Below are 13,776 nucleotides of genomic sequence, written 5' to 3'. Positions count from 1 at the left end.
CTCACAACAGCCTGACCAGCGCTCACACTGGTCAGGCTGGGTTGCCGAGGACCTGCTCCACTATTTAAGTGCTTTCGCACCCGCGCCACTGGCGTTATCCTTGATTTCATCTTAATTGCCCCAGGGCGGCTTAAAACGACCTTGAACGCACCCATAGAACCACATCGCTTCCTCCTCGAGCCTTTTGAGGCTCGCCGCTTCGCCAACCTGTGCGGACAATTCGACGAGCACCTGCGCTTGATCGAACAACGCCTGAGCATCGAGATCCGCAATCGCGGAAACCAGTTCGAACTCATTGGTGAATCCAGACTCACCGCCTCCGCGGAAAACCTCATTCGCCGCCTGTACCGGGAAACCAAGGGGACCGAGCTGTCGCCGGAAACCGTGCACCTGTACCTGCAGGAATCCGCCGTAGAGGATCTCGCCAACAACCCGGTGGCCGAAGCCAGCGTTGCGTTGCGCACCAAGAAAGGCATGATTCGCCCACGCGGCCTGAATCAGCAGCGCTACGTCAAAGAGATCCTCAATAACGACATCAACTTCGGCATCGGCCCCGCCGGTACCGGCAAGACCTACCTGGCCGTGGCCTGTGCCGTCGACGCACTGGAACGCGAGCAAGTGCGACGCATCCTGCTGGTACGCCCTGCAGTCGAAGCCGGTGAAAAACTCGGTTTCCTGCCCGGCGACCTGGCGCAGAAGATCGACCCCTACCTGCGCCCGCTGTACGACGCGCTCTACGAGATGCTCGGCTTCGAATACGTGGCCAAACTGATCGAACGCCAAATCATCGAGATCGCCCCGCTGGCCTACATGCGCGGCCGCACCCTGAACAACAGCTTCATCATCCTCGACGAAAGCCAGAACACCACCGTCGAACAGATGAAGATGTTCCTGACCCGTATCGGCTTCGGCTCGACCGCGGTGATTACCGGCGACATCACCCAGGTCGACCTGCCCAAAGGCACCAAGTCCGGACTGTCCCAGGTCATCACCGTGCTCAAGGACGTCCCGGGCATCAGCTTCACTCACTTCCTGGCCAAGGACGTGGTGCGCCACCCGCTGGTCCAGCGCATTGTCGAAGCCTACGACCGCTTCGAAAACCCTGCGCCCGAAGAGCCAACTGCAGAAAAAGGCCATCGCCACGATGCTTGAGCTTGATCTGCAACTGGCCAGTGACAAGCCTGCCCCCAGCGAGTCCCAGTTCCGCCAATGGTGCGAACTGGCCTTGCGCCAGCGCAGCGCCGACTCCGAGCTGACCATTCGCCTGGTGGACGAGCCTGAAGGGCGCGAGCTGAACCACACCTGGCGCCACAAGGATTACGCCACCAATGTGCTGTCGTTCCCGGCCGATGTGCCGGACGAGCTGCTGGATATTCCGCTGCTCGGCGACCTGGTGATCTGCATTGAAGTGGTCGAACGCGAAGCGGCGGAGCAAGGCAAGGAACTTGAGGCCCATTGGGCACATCTAGTCATTCACGGCTGCTTGCATCTACTGGGTTACGACCATATAGATGACGACGAAGCCGAAGAAATGGAAGCACTGGAACGAACGTTGCTTGCAGAACTGGGTCATCGCGACCCTTATGCCGACGACGAGTCTTAATTACATCCACCTGTAACAACCAAGGATTTAGAGTAATCGCTATGAGCGAAGATCGATCGAGCAACGGGCAGAAGTCATGGCTGGGTAAGCTCACCCAGGCTTTTGCCCATGAGCCGAAAAACCGCCAGGAGCTGCTGGAGCTGCTGCGCGAAGCCCATCAGAACAAGCTGCTGGACAGCGAAGCGCTGGCCATCGTCGAAGGCGCCATTCAGGTTGCGGACCTGCAAGTACGGGACATCATGGTCCCGCGCTCGCAGATGATCAGCATCAAGGCGACCCAGACCCCGCGCGAGTTCCTGCCCGCAGTTATCGATTCCGCGCACTCGCGCTACCCGGTGATCGGCGAAAGCCATGACGACGTGATGGGCGTCCTCCTGGCCAAGGACCTGCTGCCGCTGATCCTCAAGGAGAACGGCGACAGCTTCAACATCAAGGATCTGCTGCGCCCGGCGACGTTCGTGCCGGAGTCCAAGCGCCTCAATGTGCTGCTGCGCGAGTTCCGCGCCAACCACAACCACATGGCGATCGTCATCGACGAATACGGCGGCGTCGCCGGCCTGGTGACCATCGAGGACGTGCTGGAACAGATCGTCGGCGACATCGAGGACGAACATGACGTCGAGGAAGACAGCTACATCAAGCCGTTGCCCAGCGGCGACTTCCTGATCAAGGCACTGACGCCGATCGAGAACTTCAACGAGTTTTTCGACAGCGAGTTCTCCGACGATGAATTCGACACAGTGGGTGGCCTGGTGATGAGCGCGTTCGGGCACTTGCCCAAGCGTAATGAAATCACCGAAATCGGCGCCTATCGCTTCCGCATTCTGAATGCCGACAGCCGCCGGATCCACCTGCTGCGCCTGACCCCTATCTCCCGCTAAGGACTGACATGCGTTGGATCACCCGCCCCGGCTGGCCCGGTAACCTGCTGGCCGTGGCGGCTGGCGCAATCACCACCCTGGCCCTGGCACCGTACGACATCTGGCCGCTGGCCCTGCTGGCGGTCGGCTTTTTCTACGCCGGCCTGCGTGAGCTGACACCCCGTCAAGCCCTGGGCCGTGGCTGGTGCTTCGGCTTTGGCCTGTTCGGCGCCGGCACCAGCTGGATCTACGTCAGCATCCATACCTACGGCGGCGCCTCAGCGCTGCTGGCCGGCTTGCTGATGCTGGCGTTCATTGCTGCAATCGCCTGGTTCTTCGCCCTGCCCGCCTGGCTCTGGGCACGGTGGCTGCGGCGCAATGAAGCGCCCCTGGCCGACGCCCTGGCGTTCGCTGCCCTGTGGCTGGCCCAGGAGGCCTTTCGCGGCTGGTTCCTGACCGGCTTCCCATGGCTCTACTCCGGCTACAGCCAGCTCGATGGCCCCCTGGCCGGGCTCGCGCCATTGGGCGGCATGTGGCTGATTTCCTTCTCTCTCGCCCTGACCGCTGCGCTGCTCTACAACCTGCCGCGATTGATCCGGGCCGGACGCAAAGGCTTTATCGTCGCCGGCCTGCTGCTACTGGCTGCACCCTGGGTAATCGGCCTCAGCCTCAAGGACCACGCCTGGACCAGCCCATCGGGCAAGCCGCTGTCCGTTGCCGCCATTCAGGGCAACATCGAACAGAGCATGAAATGGGACCCGGCCCAGCTCAACGCGCAACTGGCGCTGTACCGCGACATGAGCTTCAGTTCCAAGCCTGTGGACCTGCTGATCTGGCCGGAAACCGCAGTCCCCGTGCTCAAGGAGTCTGCTGAAGGCTACTTGGCGATGATGGGCAACTTTGCGGCTGACAGGCATTCCGCGCTGATCACCGGGGTTCCGATTCGCCAGGAACTGCGCCACGAAAAACGCTTCTTCAATGGCATCACCGTGGTTGGCGAAGGCGATGGCACTTACCTGAAACAGAAGCTGGTGCCCTTTGGCGAGTACGTGCCCCTGCAGGACCTGCTGCGCGGCCTGATCGACTTCTTCAACCTGCCGATGTCGGACTTCGCCCGTGGCCCCGCCGACCAGCCGCTGCTGCAGGCCAAGGGTTATCAGATCGCACCGTTTATTTGTTACGAGGTGGTTTACCCGGAATTCGCCGCCGGCCTCTCGGCTCGCAGCGACTTGTTGCTGACTATCAGCAACGACACCTGGTTCGGCACCTCGATCGGCCCCCTACAGCATTTGCAGATGGCTCAGATGCGCGCCCTGGAAGCCGGGCGCTGGATGATCCGTGCCACCAACAACGGGGTGACCGGGCTGATCAACCCGTTTGGCAAGATCACCGTGCAGATTCCGCAGTTTGAGCGCGGGATTCTCTACGGCGAAGTGGTGCCCATGCATAACCTCACGCCCTATCTGCAATGGCGCTCATGGCCATTGATCATCCTGTGCGGGCTGTTGTTTGGCTGGGCGTTGCTGGCCAGCCGTATTGCCAAGACCGTTTGACCCGACGCCGGCAAGCCGTTCCCGCCCGTGGCTGCGGGCCCTGGCTTGTCGGCCCTCAGCGCCTCAGCGATAGAACAGCTTGTAGCCCACCTGCCCCACGGCTTCGTTCAACAACTGGCCGCTCTGCCAGATCGACTTGAACTCCGGCATCCAGCCGCCCAACGGCCGCGCATTATCCACCCCCAGAAAACCCACCGGCGCCGGCACCACGGTAAAACCTGCCTGCTCGAAGCTCCAGGCCGCACGCGGCATGTGCCAGGCCTGGGTCACGACCACCACTCGCTTGATGCCCTGGGGCAACAGCACTTCGGCGCTGAACTGAGCATTCTCCCAAGTGGTGCGGCTGCGCCCTTCCTGCCAGCGCACCGCCACCCCGAAGTCCCCCATCAACGACTCGGCCATCAGCGCAGCCTCGGTCGGCGGCGTGCCATAGTGCAAGCCGCCACTGGTCAATATCGGCAGGCCAGAGGCCTTGGCCAGTCGCGCGGCATAGCGCTCACGCTCGAGGCCCACACCGGTGGGCTGGTCATACCCCCATGCCGGATCGCCCCGTTCGCGCCCGGAACCCAACACCACAATCGCATCCGCCCGCTCGGCCAGCGCCGCCCACTGATCTGTCGCCAGCGCCGGCTCGCGCTCCAGGGCGCTGGCACCCCACTCCACCATCACCGGCAGACTCATCAGCCAGAAACCGCCCAGGCCAAGGGCAAAACACAGCCCGGCCAAGCGTGGGCGCGTTTTACGAAACCACCAGGCAAGGGCCAGCAACAGCAATAGGACACCGGGCGGCAACAGCAATTGTTTGATGAAATAACGAAAGGGCATCGGGCATCTCCAAAGATGCCCGAAGCCTATGTGGATAGACGCCCTGCAACAACAGGCGCGAGATGAATTTCAAACCTCAAGGCCCGCGCCAGCAGCCGGAGGCAGACCAAAACGAGCAGCTCAGGGCTACTTGCACCTCAGGGAACGGGCCTTTACCTGCTCCCTCAATGGCAGCCTGTCTTTCAACCAGATGACTTTGGCTGAACGTGGCGCTGCGCACTGCCTCAAACTCTCCAGCACGCCTGCCTGCGTCATACGCTCACTGCGATCCAGATACGCCTTGACCAACTCGAACTCGGCGCGACTCAGACCTCGCAACTCCAGCTCCAGGGGACGCTCATCGCGCAAGCGACCCGCCGTTTTTGCTGCATCCAGCGCCAATGCCAAACGATCTATAAGCTTTTCGTACAACTCGGGTTTTGTAGCTTTTTGCTGCGACTCAGCCATCCGCTCACCTCATTGAAGATCAGTCTTGCTCCCCAATTTCAGCTTAGCCGGGCGGATGAAAGCGGCCTGGCGCCGCGACCAACGGCCCAGGGCGCGCAATCAGGGTTTCCCTCGGCAGAGCGCGGTCATGTATGCTACGGCGCTTCCTGTAACTCCACTTCCAGCTCGACTGGGCCTCGAAAACGCCGTATCTGGCGCCATCACCGCCCAACGTTGCAATGAAGAGGATTAGGCCACCCCTATTCAGTTCAAAAGTAGCCATGCACGAACAATATCAGCCCCGTGAAATTGAAGCCGCCGCCCAGTCATTCTGGGATGAGCAAAAGTCCTTTGAAGTCAGTGAACAGCCAGGCAAGGAGACTTTCTATTGCCTATCAATGTTCCCTTACCCCAGCGGCAAGCTACACATGGGGCATGTGCGCAACTACACCATCGGCGACGTCATCTCCCGCTACCAGCGCATGCTGGGCAAGAACGTCCTGCAACCCATGGGTTGGGACGCCTTCGGCATGCCGGCGGAAAACGCCGCGATGAAGAACAACGTGGCTCCCGCCAAGTGGACCTACGAAAACATCGCCTACATGAAGACCCAGCTGCGCAGCCTGGGCCTGGCCGTGGACTGGTCCCGTGAAGTGACCACCTGCAAGCCGGATTACTACCGCTGGGAACAATGGCTGTTCACTCGCCTGTTCGAAAAAGGCGTGATCTACCGCAAAAACGGCACCGTGAACTGGGACCCTATCGACCAGACCGTGCTGGCCAACGAGCAGGTGATCGACGGGCGCGGCTGGCGTTCCGGCGCGCTGATTGAAAAGCGCGAAATCCCGATGTACTACTTCAAGATCACCGCCTACGCGGATGAACTCTTGTCGAGCCTCGACGATCTGCCGGGCTGGCCTGAGCAGGTCAAGACCATGCAGCGCAACTGGATCGGCAAGTCCCGCGGCATGGAAGTGCAGTTCCCGTACAACGTCGACTCCATCGGCGAAGCGGGCGTACTGAAAGTCTTCACCACCCGCCCGGACACCCTGATGGGCGCGACTTACGTTGCCGTGGCTGCCGAGCATCCACTGGCGGCCCTGGCGGCCCAGAACAACCCTGAGCTGCAGGCCTTTATCGCCGAATGCAAAGGCGGCAGCGTCGCGGAAGCCGATGTCGCCACCCAGGAGAAGAAAGGCCTGCCGACCTCGCTGTTCGTCGAGCACCCGTTGACCGGTGAAAAACTTCCGGTGTGGGTCGCCAACTATGTGCTGATGCATTACGGCGATGGCGCGGTGATGGCTGTTCCAGCCCACGACGAGCGCGATTTCGAATTCGCCACCAAGTACAACCTGCCGATCAAGTCGGTGGTGCGCACCAGCTCCGGTGACACCAACCCGGCACCCTGGCAAGACGCCTATGGCGAGCACGGCACGCTGATCAACTCCGGCGAGTTCGATGGTCTCGACTTCGCAGGCGCCTTCGACGCCATGGAAGTGGCGCTGATCAAGAAAAACCTGGGTGCCTCGCGTACCCAGTTCCGCCTGCGCGACTGGGGCATCAGCCGCCAGCGCTACTGGGGCTGCCCGATCCCGATCATCCACTGCGACAGCTGCGGTGATGTGCCGGTCCCGGAAGAGCAACTGCCCGTCGTGCTGCCCGAAGACGTGGTGCCGGACGGCGCCGGTTCCCCATTGGCGCGCATGCCCGAGTTCTACGAATGCGCCTGCCCGAAATGCGGTGCTCCGGCCAAGCGTGAAACCGACACCATGGACACCTTCGTCGAGTCCTCGTGGTACTACGCCCGCTACGCCTCGCCACACTATGAAGGCGGCCTGGTGGAAAAAGCTGCGGCTGACCACTGGTTGCCGGTGGATCAGTACATCGGCGGCATCGAACACGCGATCCTGCACCTGCTTTACGCGCGCTTCTTCCACAAGCTGATGCGCGACGAAGGCCTGGTGACCTCTGATGAACCGTTCAAGAACCTGCTGACCCAAGGCATGGTGGTTGCCGAGACTTACTATCGCCGCGAAGCCAATGGCGCCTACACCTGGTTCAACCCGGCCGACGTCGAGCTGGAGCGTGATGGCAAAGCCAAGGTGATCAGTGCCAAGCTGATCAGCGACGGTCTGCCGGTAGAGATCGGTGGCACCGAGAAGATGGCCAAGTCCAAGAACAACGGCGTCGACCCTCAGTCGATGATCGACCAGTTCGGCGCCGATACCTGCCGCCTGTTCATGATGTTCGCCTCGCCGCCTGACATGAGCGCGGAATGGTCCGACTCCGGCGTTGAAGGTTCGCACCGCTTCCTCAAGCGCGTCTGGCGCCTGGCGCACGCCCATATCAGCCAGGGTCTCCCAGGCAAACTGGACGTGGCCAACTTGAACGATGAGCAAAAAGTCATTCGTCGCAGCACCCACCTGGCTATCCGCCAGGCCAGCCAGGACGTGGGCCAGAATCACAAATTCAACACGGCCATCGCCCAGGTGATGACGCTGATGAACGTGCTGGAAAAAGCACCGCAAATCACCGAACAGGACCGCGCACTGGTTCAGGAAGGCCTGGAAACTGTCGTCCTGTTGCTGGCGCCAATCACGCCGCACATCAGCCACGATCTGTGGAACCGCTTGGGCCACAGTGGCGCGGTGATCGACGCCGGCTGGCCAGTACAGGATGACAGCGCCCTGGTACAGGACACGCTGCAACTGGTCATCCAAGTGAATGGCAAGCTGCGCGGGCAGATCGAAATGCCGGCCAGCGCCAGCCGCGAAGAGGTCGAAGCCGCTGCTCGCAGCAACGAGAACGTGCTGCGCTTCACCGAAGGCCTGACGATTCGCAAAGTGATCGTCGTGCCCGGCAAACTGGTCAATATCGTCGCTAGCTAATTGGATCAGGTGCCAGGTCATTGACCTGGCGCCGCATAAAACCTCCAGGGCCGCAGAGTCGGCCCACATGGTTTCAAGGGGAGCAACAAGATGATCAAACGCAATCTGCTGGTGATGGGCCTGGCTGTACTGCTAAGCGCCTGCGGCTTCCAGCTGCGCGGCACCGGCAACTACGACATGGCGTTCAAGGAACTCGACCTGAGTGCACGCAACGCCTATGGCGAAACCGTCACCCTCCTGCGTCAGATACTGCAGAACAGTGGCATCGAGATCCACACTGGCGCGCCGTACAAGCTGGTACTGACCAATGAACAGGAAAGCCAGCGCAGCCTCAGCTACGCCGGCGCCGGTCGTTCCACCGAGTATGAGATCACTAACGTACTGAACTACCAGATCCTCAGCAGCGATAACCTCGTGTTGCTCGATGACAAAATGCAAGTACAGAAGGTCTATATCCACGACGGCAGCAACCTGGTAGGTACCGACCAGGAGGCGATCGAAGTGCGCAAGGAAATGCGCCGTGACCTGGTGCAGCGCATGGTATTACGCCTGCAACTGCTGCACCCGGAGCAACTGCAGCAGCTTGAGCAGACGGCGAGGAACAAGGCCAAGGCCGACGCCGACGCCCTGGAAGCGGCACAGAAGGCTGAAGCGGAAACTCCGCAACAGTCGCCAATGCAGTTGCCGAACCAGTAAGCCTTGCGGGACGCCCAGGCGCCCCGCTTGCCCTTCTTTATGAAACTCGCCCCCGCCCAACTCGGTAAACACCTGCAAGGCAGCCTCGCACCGGTCTATGTGATCAGTGGCGATGACCCGTTGCTGTGCCAGGAAGCTGCCGATGCGATCCGCACCGCGGCCCGCCAGCAAGGCTATGACGAACGCCAGGTGTTCAGCGCCGATGCCAGTTTCGACTGGGGCACGCTGCTGCAAGCCGGCGCAAGCATGTCGCTGTTCGCCGAAAAGCGCTTGCTGGAGCTGCGCCTGCCGTCGGGCAAGCCCGGCGACAAGGGCGCAGCAGCGCTGATCGAGTACTGTTCACGCCCTGCCGAAGACACCTTGCTGCTTATCAGCCTGCCCAAGCTCGATGGCAGCGCGCAGAAGACCAAGTGGGGCAAGGCCCTGGTCGAAGGCGAGCAGACTCAGTTCGTGCAGATCTGGCCAGTGGACGCCAACCAGCTGCCACAGTGGATTCGCCAGCGCCTGTCCCAGGCTGGGCTTTCTGCCAGCCAGGACGCGGTTGAACTGATTGCCGCACGGGTCGAAGGCAACCTGCTGGCCGCCGCCCAGGAAATCGAAAAACTCAAGCTGATGGCCGAAGGCGGACAACTGACCGTCGAGACCGTGCAGGCTGCGGTTGCCGACAGCGCTCGGTTCGATGTGTTCGGGCTGGTGGACGCCATTCTCAATGGCGAAGCCGCGCACGCCTTGCGCATGCTCGAAGGCCTGCGCGGTGAAGGCGTTGAGCCTCCGGTGATTCTCTGGGCGCTGTCCCGGGAACTGCGGTTGCTGGGTAATCTGTCGCTGCAATTCAGCCAGGGCGTGCCCCTGGATAAAGTCTTCAGCCAAGCCCGCCCCCCAGTCTGGGACAAACGCAAGCCGCTGATGAGCAAAGCCCTGCAACGCTATTCGGCGCAACGCTGGGGACAACTGCTATTGGATGCCCAGCGTATCGATGCCCAGATCAAGGGCCAGGCCGCTGGCTCGCCCTGGAGCAGCTTGAGCCGCCTGTCGCTGCTGATGTCGGGGCAACGCCTGGCACTGCCGGCGGAGTAACTGACAGTGCCTGCCCGCTCTCGATAAGCGATCACTGGCGAAATCACCTACACATCACAGGGGCTGGACAACAGCCGAACTCTGGCCGATCATCTGCGCCGTACAACTCACCAGCACAGCGAGAGATCCCCATGAGCAAGCCATCCAAGCATGGCCCCAACAAGGCCAAATCCATCATTGCCCAGCCACTGTTCCGCAGCCGTCAGGAACAACCCGCCAAGGGCAAAGGCAGCTACCGCCGCGAAGCCTTCCAGTCTAAAAGCTGGGAGGCTTCTTACTTTCTGGCCGCCTGAAGGCAAGCTCCCCTTTGGCATGGTAAGGTCTGCACCTGATTCGTATTCCCTGGACCTGTGCATGCCCTTCCGTAATTCCCGTCATTGGCGCCTTCGCCAACTGGCCGCCGCCTCCAGTCTTATTCTGCTTGTCGCCTGCGCGGAAAAACCTACAGCCGCCGACGCCCAGCCACTGCCCAACCTTCAAGCCGCCCCACTGGCAGCTCCTGCGACTATCGCTCCGCTGACCGTCGACAATCTGGATATCCAACCCACCCAGACCTTCGCTGAATGGCAGGCCGGGTTCCGCGTCGAAGCCTTGAATGCTGGCATCCGTGCCGAACTGTTCGATCGCGCTTTCGCCGGTATTACTCCAGACATGAGCGTGATCAAGGCCGACCGTAGCCAGCCGGAATTCAGCCGGCCGGTATGGGAATACCTGGACGGTGCGGTATCACCGCTGCGAGTGCGCAAAGGCCAGGCCCTGCTCAACCAATACGCTGACACTCTGCAAAAGATCGAACAGCGCTACGGCGTCGACCGCCAGGCACTGGTGGCCGTCTGGGGCATGGAAAGCAATTTTGGCGACTTCCAGGGCAACAAGTCGGTCATTCGCTCCCTGGCAACCCTGGCCTATGAGGGACGGCGTCCAGCCTTCGCCAACAGCCAACTGATTGCCGCCCTGCAGATCCTCCAGCAGGGCGACATCCAGCCGGAAAAGATGCTCGGCTCCTGGGCTGGCGCCATGGGCCAGACCCAGTTCATTCCGACCACCTATAACACCCACGCCGTGGACTTCGACGGCGACGGCCGTCGCGACATCTGGAATAGCCCGGCTGACGCCCTGGCCTCGACCGCCCATTACCTGCAAAGCTCGGGCTGGCAAAAAGGCCAACCCTGGGGCTTCGAGGTGCGATTGGCCGATAACTTCGATTACTCCCTGGCCGACGGCGCCATCCGTAAAAGTGTCGCCGAATGGGCAAAACTGGGCCTGAAGTTGCCCAACGGTAGCAATCTGCCGGCGGGTACGGAGCACCTGTCAGCAGCCCTGCTATTGCCTGCGGGTTACCGGGGACCGGCGTTCCTGATCCTCGATAACTTCCGTGCAGTGCTCAAGTACAACAACTCGTCGTCCTACGCGCTGGCAGTCAATCTGCTTTCCGAACGCTTCACCGGTGCCGGCCTGATCAGCGGCGCCTGGCCCAAGGATGACCTGCCACTGAGCCGCTCCGAGCGTATCGAGTTGCAAAACCTGCTGAGCGCCCGCAACTACGACGCAGGCACTGCAGACGGCATCATCGGCGCCAATACCCGCAAGGCGATCCGCAGCGCGCAGCAATCATTCGGCTGGCCGGCAGATGGCTACCCGACCCATAAGTTGCTGGAAAGCCTGCGCAATCAATGACCAGAGACGGCCAGGGAGCACGTCCCAGGCCCATCGCGCTACCTCAGCACCACGTCCTGCTCCAGGACCAGTTGCTGCTCACCCGCATCCAGCCTGACCAAAGCCCCGAGCGGCAAGGTCAGGTTGGGATCGCAATGGCCACTGCGCCACCCGGCAAGTACCGGAATGCGCAGGGGGGCAAAGGTCTGCTTAAGCAGGCGTGCAAGAGCCTCGGGGTCCACTCCCGCCACATCCCCGACCAACACCCCCCGCAACTGCTGCAGCTTGCCCGCGAGGCGCAGGTGAGTCAGCAGACGGTCGATGCGGTAGAGCGGCTCATTGATGTCTTCGATGAAGAGAATAACGTCCTGGGCATTGATCTCGTAGGGCGTGCCCATGGTCGCCGCAATCATCGACAGGTTGCCCCCCAGCAGCTGGCCACAGGCAATTCCCGGCTCGATGGTGTTCAAGGGATAGGCCACCGGATGCGCCAGCACGCTGCCGGCCTTGAACTGGCCGCGCAGCATGCCGAACAACGAAGCCTCGGTCGGTGCCTGCTTGCCGCCCAACAGGTCGGCGTTGAGCATCGGCCCGTGAAAGGTCACGAATCCCGCATAACGGTGTATCGCCAGGTGCAAGGCGGTGATATCGCTGTAGCCGATAAACGGCTTGGGATTGCGCCGCAGCAGGTCGTAGTCGATCCGGTCCAGTAACCGCGGGCTGCCGTAGCCCCCACGCAGGCAGAGAACGGCGCCGATCGCCTTGTCGGCAAAGGCCGCGTGCAAGTCCTGCAACCGCACCTCGTCGCTGCCCGCCAGGTAGCCGTCAGCCTCACCCACGCCCGGGAAGATCCGCAATGCATAGCCCCGCGCGCGCATCCATTGCACGGCTTTATCCACATCCAGGGCTGCGGGTCCGGCAGGTGCGATCAGGCCGATCTGCCCTTCAGGCAGCAGGGCCGGCACCGGCAGATGGGCGAGCAATGTTTCAATCGGCTGGGTGGTCATCCATGGTTCTCCCGACGTGGATTGTGTGGCTCACAGTAGACAGGATTGCTGAGCAAAAAAAGCCCCGGAATGCCTGGAAAGACCTGGGATTTATCTGCAAAGAAAGGTGATGTCGATACCGCAGAAACGAAAACGCCCACAAGGCAAGCCTTGCGGGCGCTTTTACCGGTCGCGAATCAGGAGACCAGGCTGGCCTTGACCAGTTTCGCCTGCTCGTCGGCGTGGTACGACGAACGCACCAGCGGGCCCGAGGCGACGTTCTTGAAGCCCATCTTGTAACCTTCCTCGGCGAACCAGGCGAAAGTGTCCGGGTGCACGAAGCGCTGGACCGGCAAGTGGCTGCGCGACGGCTGCAGGTACTGGCCCAGGGTCAGCATGTCGATGTCGTGTTCGCGCATGCGCTTCATGACTTCGATCACTTCATCGTCGGTCTCGCCCAGGCCCAGCATCAAGCCGGACTTGGTCGGGATCAGCGGCATCATCTGCTTGAATTTCTGCAGCAGGGTCAACGACCACTGGTAGTCCGAACCCGGACGCGCAGCCTTGTACAGGCGCGGCACGGTTTCCAGGTTGTGGTTGAACACATCCGGTGGCTCGGCAGCGGTGATTGCCAGTGCCACGTCCATCCGGCCGCGGTAATCCGGAACCAGAGTTTCGAGCAGTACATTCGGCGACAATTTACGGATTTCGCGGATGCAGTCGGCAAAGTGCTGAGCACCGCCGTCACGCAGGTCATCACGGTCGACCGAGGTGATCACCACGTACTTCAGACGCAGGTCGGCAATGGCGATGGCCAGGCTTTCCGGCTCGTTGACATCCAGTGGTTTCGGACGGCCGTGGCCGACGTCACAGAACGGGCAACGACGGGTGCAGATGTCACCCATGATCATGAAGGTCGCGGTGCCGCCGGAGAAGCATTCGCCCAGGTTCGGGCAGGAGGCCTCTTCGCAAACGCTGTGCAGCTTGTGCTTGCGCAGCAAGGCCTTGATGCGATCGACTTCCGGGGACACCGGAATCCGTACGCGAATCCAGTCCGGCTTCTTCGGCAGCTCGGTGGTCGGAATGATCTTCACCGGGATGCGTGCAACCTTTTCGGCGCCGCGCAGCTTGACGCCGGCTTCAACCTTGGCACGCGGGGCCGGGCGCTCGGTGATATCGAGCGTCGGGATCATGGTTTGCACAGCG

Annotated in this window: 13 protein-coding genes; 9 read left to right on the top strand and 4 right to left on the bottom strand. The window is 61.6% G+C overall.

Annotated elements, in window-relative coordinates:
- Window positions 1-141 precede the first annotated feature (141 nt).
- Genes ACOZJV_RS28160 through lnt form a run of 4 tightly spaced genes read left to right on the top strand, consistent with a single transcriptional unit; the run spans window position 142 to window position 4,016 of the window.
- Window positions 142-1,152: a PhoH family protein gene (locus ACOZJV_RS28160; protein ID WP_020295295.1), complete on the top strand. Its 1,011-nt coding sequence runs from the start codon at window positions 142-144 to the stop codon at window positions 1,150-1,152.
- Window positions 1,145-1,603, top strand: coding sequence for an rRNA maturation RNase YbeY (gene ybeY / locus ACOZJV_RS28155; protein WP_020295294.1), 459 nt, complete (start codon window positions 1,145-1,147; stop codon window positions 1,601-1,603). The genes ACOZJV_RS28160 and ybeY overlap by 8 nt, the downstream gene beginning before the upstream one ends.
- A gap of 41 nt (window positions 1,604-1,644) precedes the next feature.
- Window positions 1,645-2,484: an HlyC/CorC family transporter gene (locus ACOZJV_RS28150; RefSeq protein WP_020295293.1), complete on the top strand. Its 840-nt coding sequence runs from the start codon at window positions 1,645-1,647 to the stop codon at window positions 2,482-2,484.
- An 8-nt stretch (window positions 2,485-2,492) separates the two neighbouring features.
- The gene (gene lnt, locus ACOZJV_RS28145) at window positions 2,493-4,016 is read left to right on the top strand and encodes an apolipoprotein N-acyltransferase (protein WP_078471659.1); all 1,524 of its coding nucleotides are present in this window, start codon (window positions 2,493-2,495) and stop codon (window positions 4,014-4,016) included.
- A gap of 63 nt (window positions 4,017-4,079) precedes the next feature.
- Here lnt and ACOZJV_RS28140 read toward each other — a convergent pair whose 3' ends face one another.
- A complete protein-coding gene (locus tag ACOZJV_RS28140) occupies window positions 4,080-4,841 on the bottom strand; it encodes a YdcF family protein (protein ID WP_201128153.1) in 762 nt (253 codons plus the stop codon).
- 126 nt (window positions 4,842-4,967) lie between these two features.
- Entirely contained in the window at window positions 4,968-5,288 is a 321-nt protein-coding gene (locus tag ACOZJV_RS28135; protein ID WP_201128154.1) for a hypothetical protein, read from the bottom strand.
- Window positions 5,289-5,548: 260 nt separating this feature from the next.
- Here ACOZJV_RS28135 and leuS point away from each other — a divergent pair, with 260 nt between their 5' ends.
- The 5 genes from leuS to ACOZJV_RS28110 all read left to right on the top strand — a co-directional run bounded on the left by leuS (window position 5,549) and on the right by ACOZJV_RS28110 (window position 11,605).
- The gene (gene leuS / locus ACOZJV_RS28130) at window positions 5,549-8,155 is read left to right on the top strand and encodes a leucine--tRNA ligase (RefSeq protein ID WP_078471656.1); all 2,607 of its coding nucleotides are present in this window, start codon (window positions 5,549-5,551) and stop codon (window positions 8,153-8,155) included.
- A gap of 90 nt (window positions 8,156-8,245) precedes the next feature.
- Complete coding sequence (gene lptE, locus ACOZJV_RS28125) at window positions 8,246-8,851, top strand: LPS assembly lipoprotein LptE (RefSeq protein WP_078471655.1); 606 nt, start codon at window positions 8,246-8,248, stop codon at window positions 8,849-8,851.
- Between the two features lie 39 nt (window positions 8,852-8,890).
- The gene (gene holA / locus ACOZJV_RS28120; RefSeq protein ID WP_201128156.1) at window positions 8,891-9,928 is read left to right on the top strand and encodes a DNA polymerase III subunit delta; all 1,038 of its coding nucleotides are present in this window, start codon (window positions 8,891-8,893) and stop codon (window positions 9,926-9,928) included.
- A 131-nt stretch (window positions 9,929-10,059) separates the two neighbouring features.
- Window positions 10,060-10,221, top strand: a complete 162-nt coding sequence (gene arfA, locus ACOZJV_RS28115; RefSeq protein WP_020295286.1) for an alternative ribosome rescue factor ArfA — start codon at window positions 10,060-10,062, stop codon at window positions 10,219-10,221.
- Window positions 10,222-10,282: 61 nt separating this feature from the next.
- Window positions 10,283-11,605: a lytic murein transglycosylase gene (locus ACOZJV_RS28110; RefSeq protein ID WP_421548971.1), complete on the top strand. Its 1,323-nt coding sequence runs from the start codon at window positions 10,283-10,285 to the stop codon at window positions 11,603-11,605.
- A gap of 38 nt (window positions 11,606-11,643) precedes the next feature.
- On the opposite strand, the gene ACOZJV_RS28105 is transcribed toward ACOZJV_RS28110, so the two are convergent.
- Window positions 11,644-12,591, bottom strand: a complete 948-nt coding sequence (locus ACOZJV_RS28105) for a S66 peptidase family protein (protein WP_421548970.1) — start codon at window positions 12,589-12,591, stop codon at window positions 11,644-11,646.
- 176 nt (window positions 12,592-12,767) lie between these two features.
- A complete protein-coding gene (gene lipA, locus ACOZJV_RS28100) occupies window positions 12,768-13,763 on the bottom strand; it encodes a lipoyl synthase (RefSeq protein ID WP_161955756.1) in 996 nt (331 codons plus the stop codon).
- Window positions 13,764-13,776 lie beyond the last annotated feature (13 nt).

This window comes from Pseudomonas sp. QD4, assembly GCF_049199125.1.
Lineage (GTDB): Bacteria > Pseudomonadota > Gammaproteobacteria > Pseudomonadales > Pseudomonadaceae > Aquipseudomonas.
The sequence above is the reverse complement of the archived record's forward strand: the minus strand, read 5'-3'. Positions and strand labels throughout refer to the sequence as shown.

Bases quoted from the DNA above. Each gene is read 5' to 3' on its own strand.
- ACOZJV_RS28135 (WP_201128154.1), bottom strand. From the start codon at position 5,288: ATGGCTGAGTCGCAGCAAAAAGCTACAAAACCCGAGTTGTACGAAAAG.
- ybeY (WP_020295294.1), top strand. From the start codon at position 1,145: ATGCTTGAGCTTGATCTGCAACTGGCCAGTGACAAGCCTGCCCCCAGC.
- ACOZJV_RS28150 (WP_020295293.1), top strand. From the start codon at position 1,645: ATGAGCGAAGATCGATCGAGCAACGGGCAGAAGTCATGGCTGGGTAAG.
- arfA (WP_020295286.1), top strand. From the start codon at position 10,060: ATGAGCAAGCCATCCAAGCATGGCCCCAACAAGGCCAAATCCATCATT.
- leuS (WP_078471656.1), top strand. From the start codon at position 5,549: ATGCACGAACAATATCAGCCCCGTGAAATTGAAGCCGCCGCCCAGTCA.
- lipA (WP_161955756.1), bottom strand. From the start codon at position 13,763: ATGATCCCGACGCTCGATATCACCGAGCGCCCGGCCCCGCGTGCCAAG.
- holA (WP_201128156.1), top strand. From the start codon at position 8,891: ATGAAACTCGCCCCCGCCCAACTCGGTAAACACCTGCAAGGCAGCCTC.
- lnt (WP_078471659.1), top strand. From the start codon at position 2,493: ATGCGTTGGATCACCCGCCCCGGCTGGCCCGGTAACCTGCTGGCCGTG.
- ACOZJV_RS28110 (WP_421548971.1), top strand. From the start codon at position 10,283: ATGCCCTTCCGTAATTCCCGTCATTGGCGCCTTCGCCAACTGGCCGCC.
- ACOZJV_RS28140 (WP_201128153.1), bottom strand. From the start codon at position 4,841: ATGCCCTTTCGTTATTTCATCAAACAATTGCTGTTGCCGCCCGGTGTC.
- lptE (WP_078471655.1), top strand. From the start codon at position 8,246: ATGATCAAACGCAATCTGCTGGTGATGGGCCTGGCTGTACTGCTAAGC.
- ACOZJV_RS28105 (WP_421548970.1), bottom strand. From the start codon at position 12,591: ATGACCACCCAGCCGATTGAAACATTGCTCGCCCATCTGCCGGTGCCG.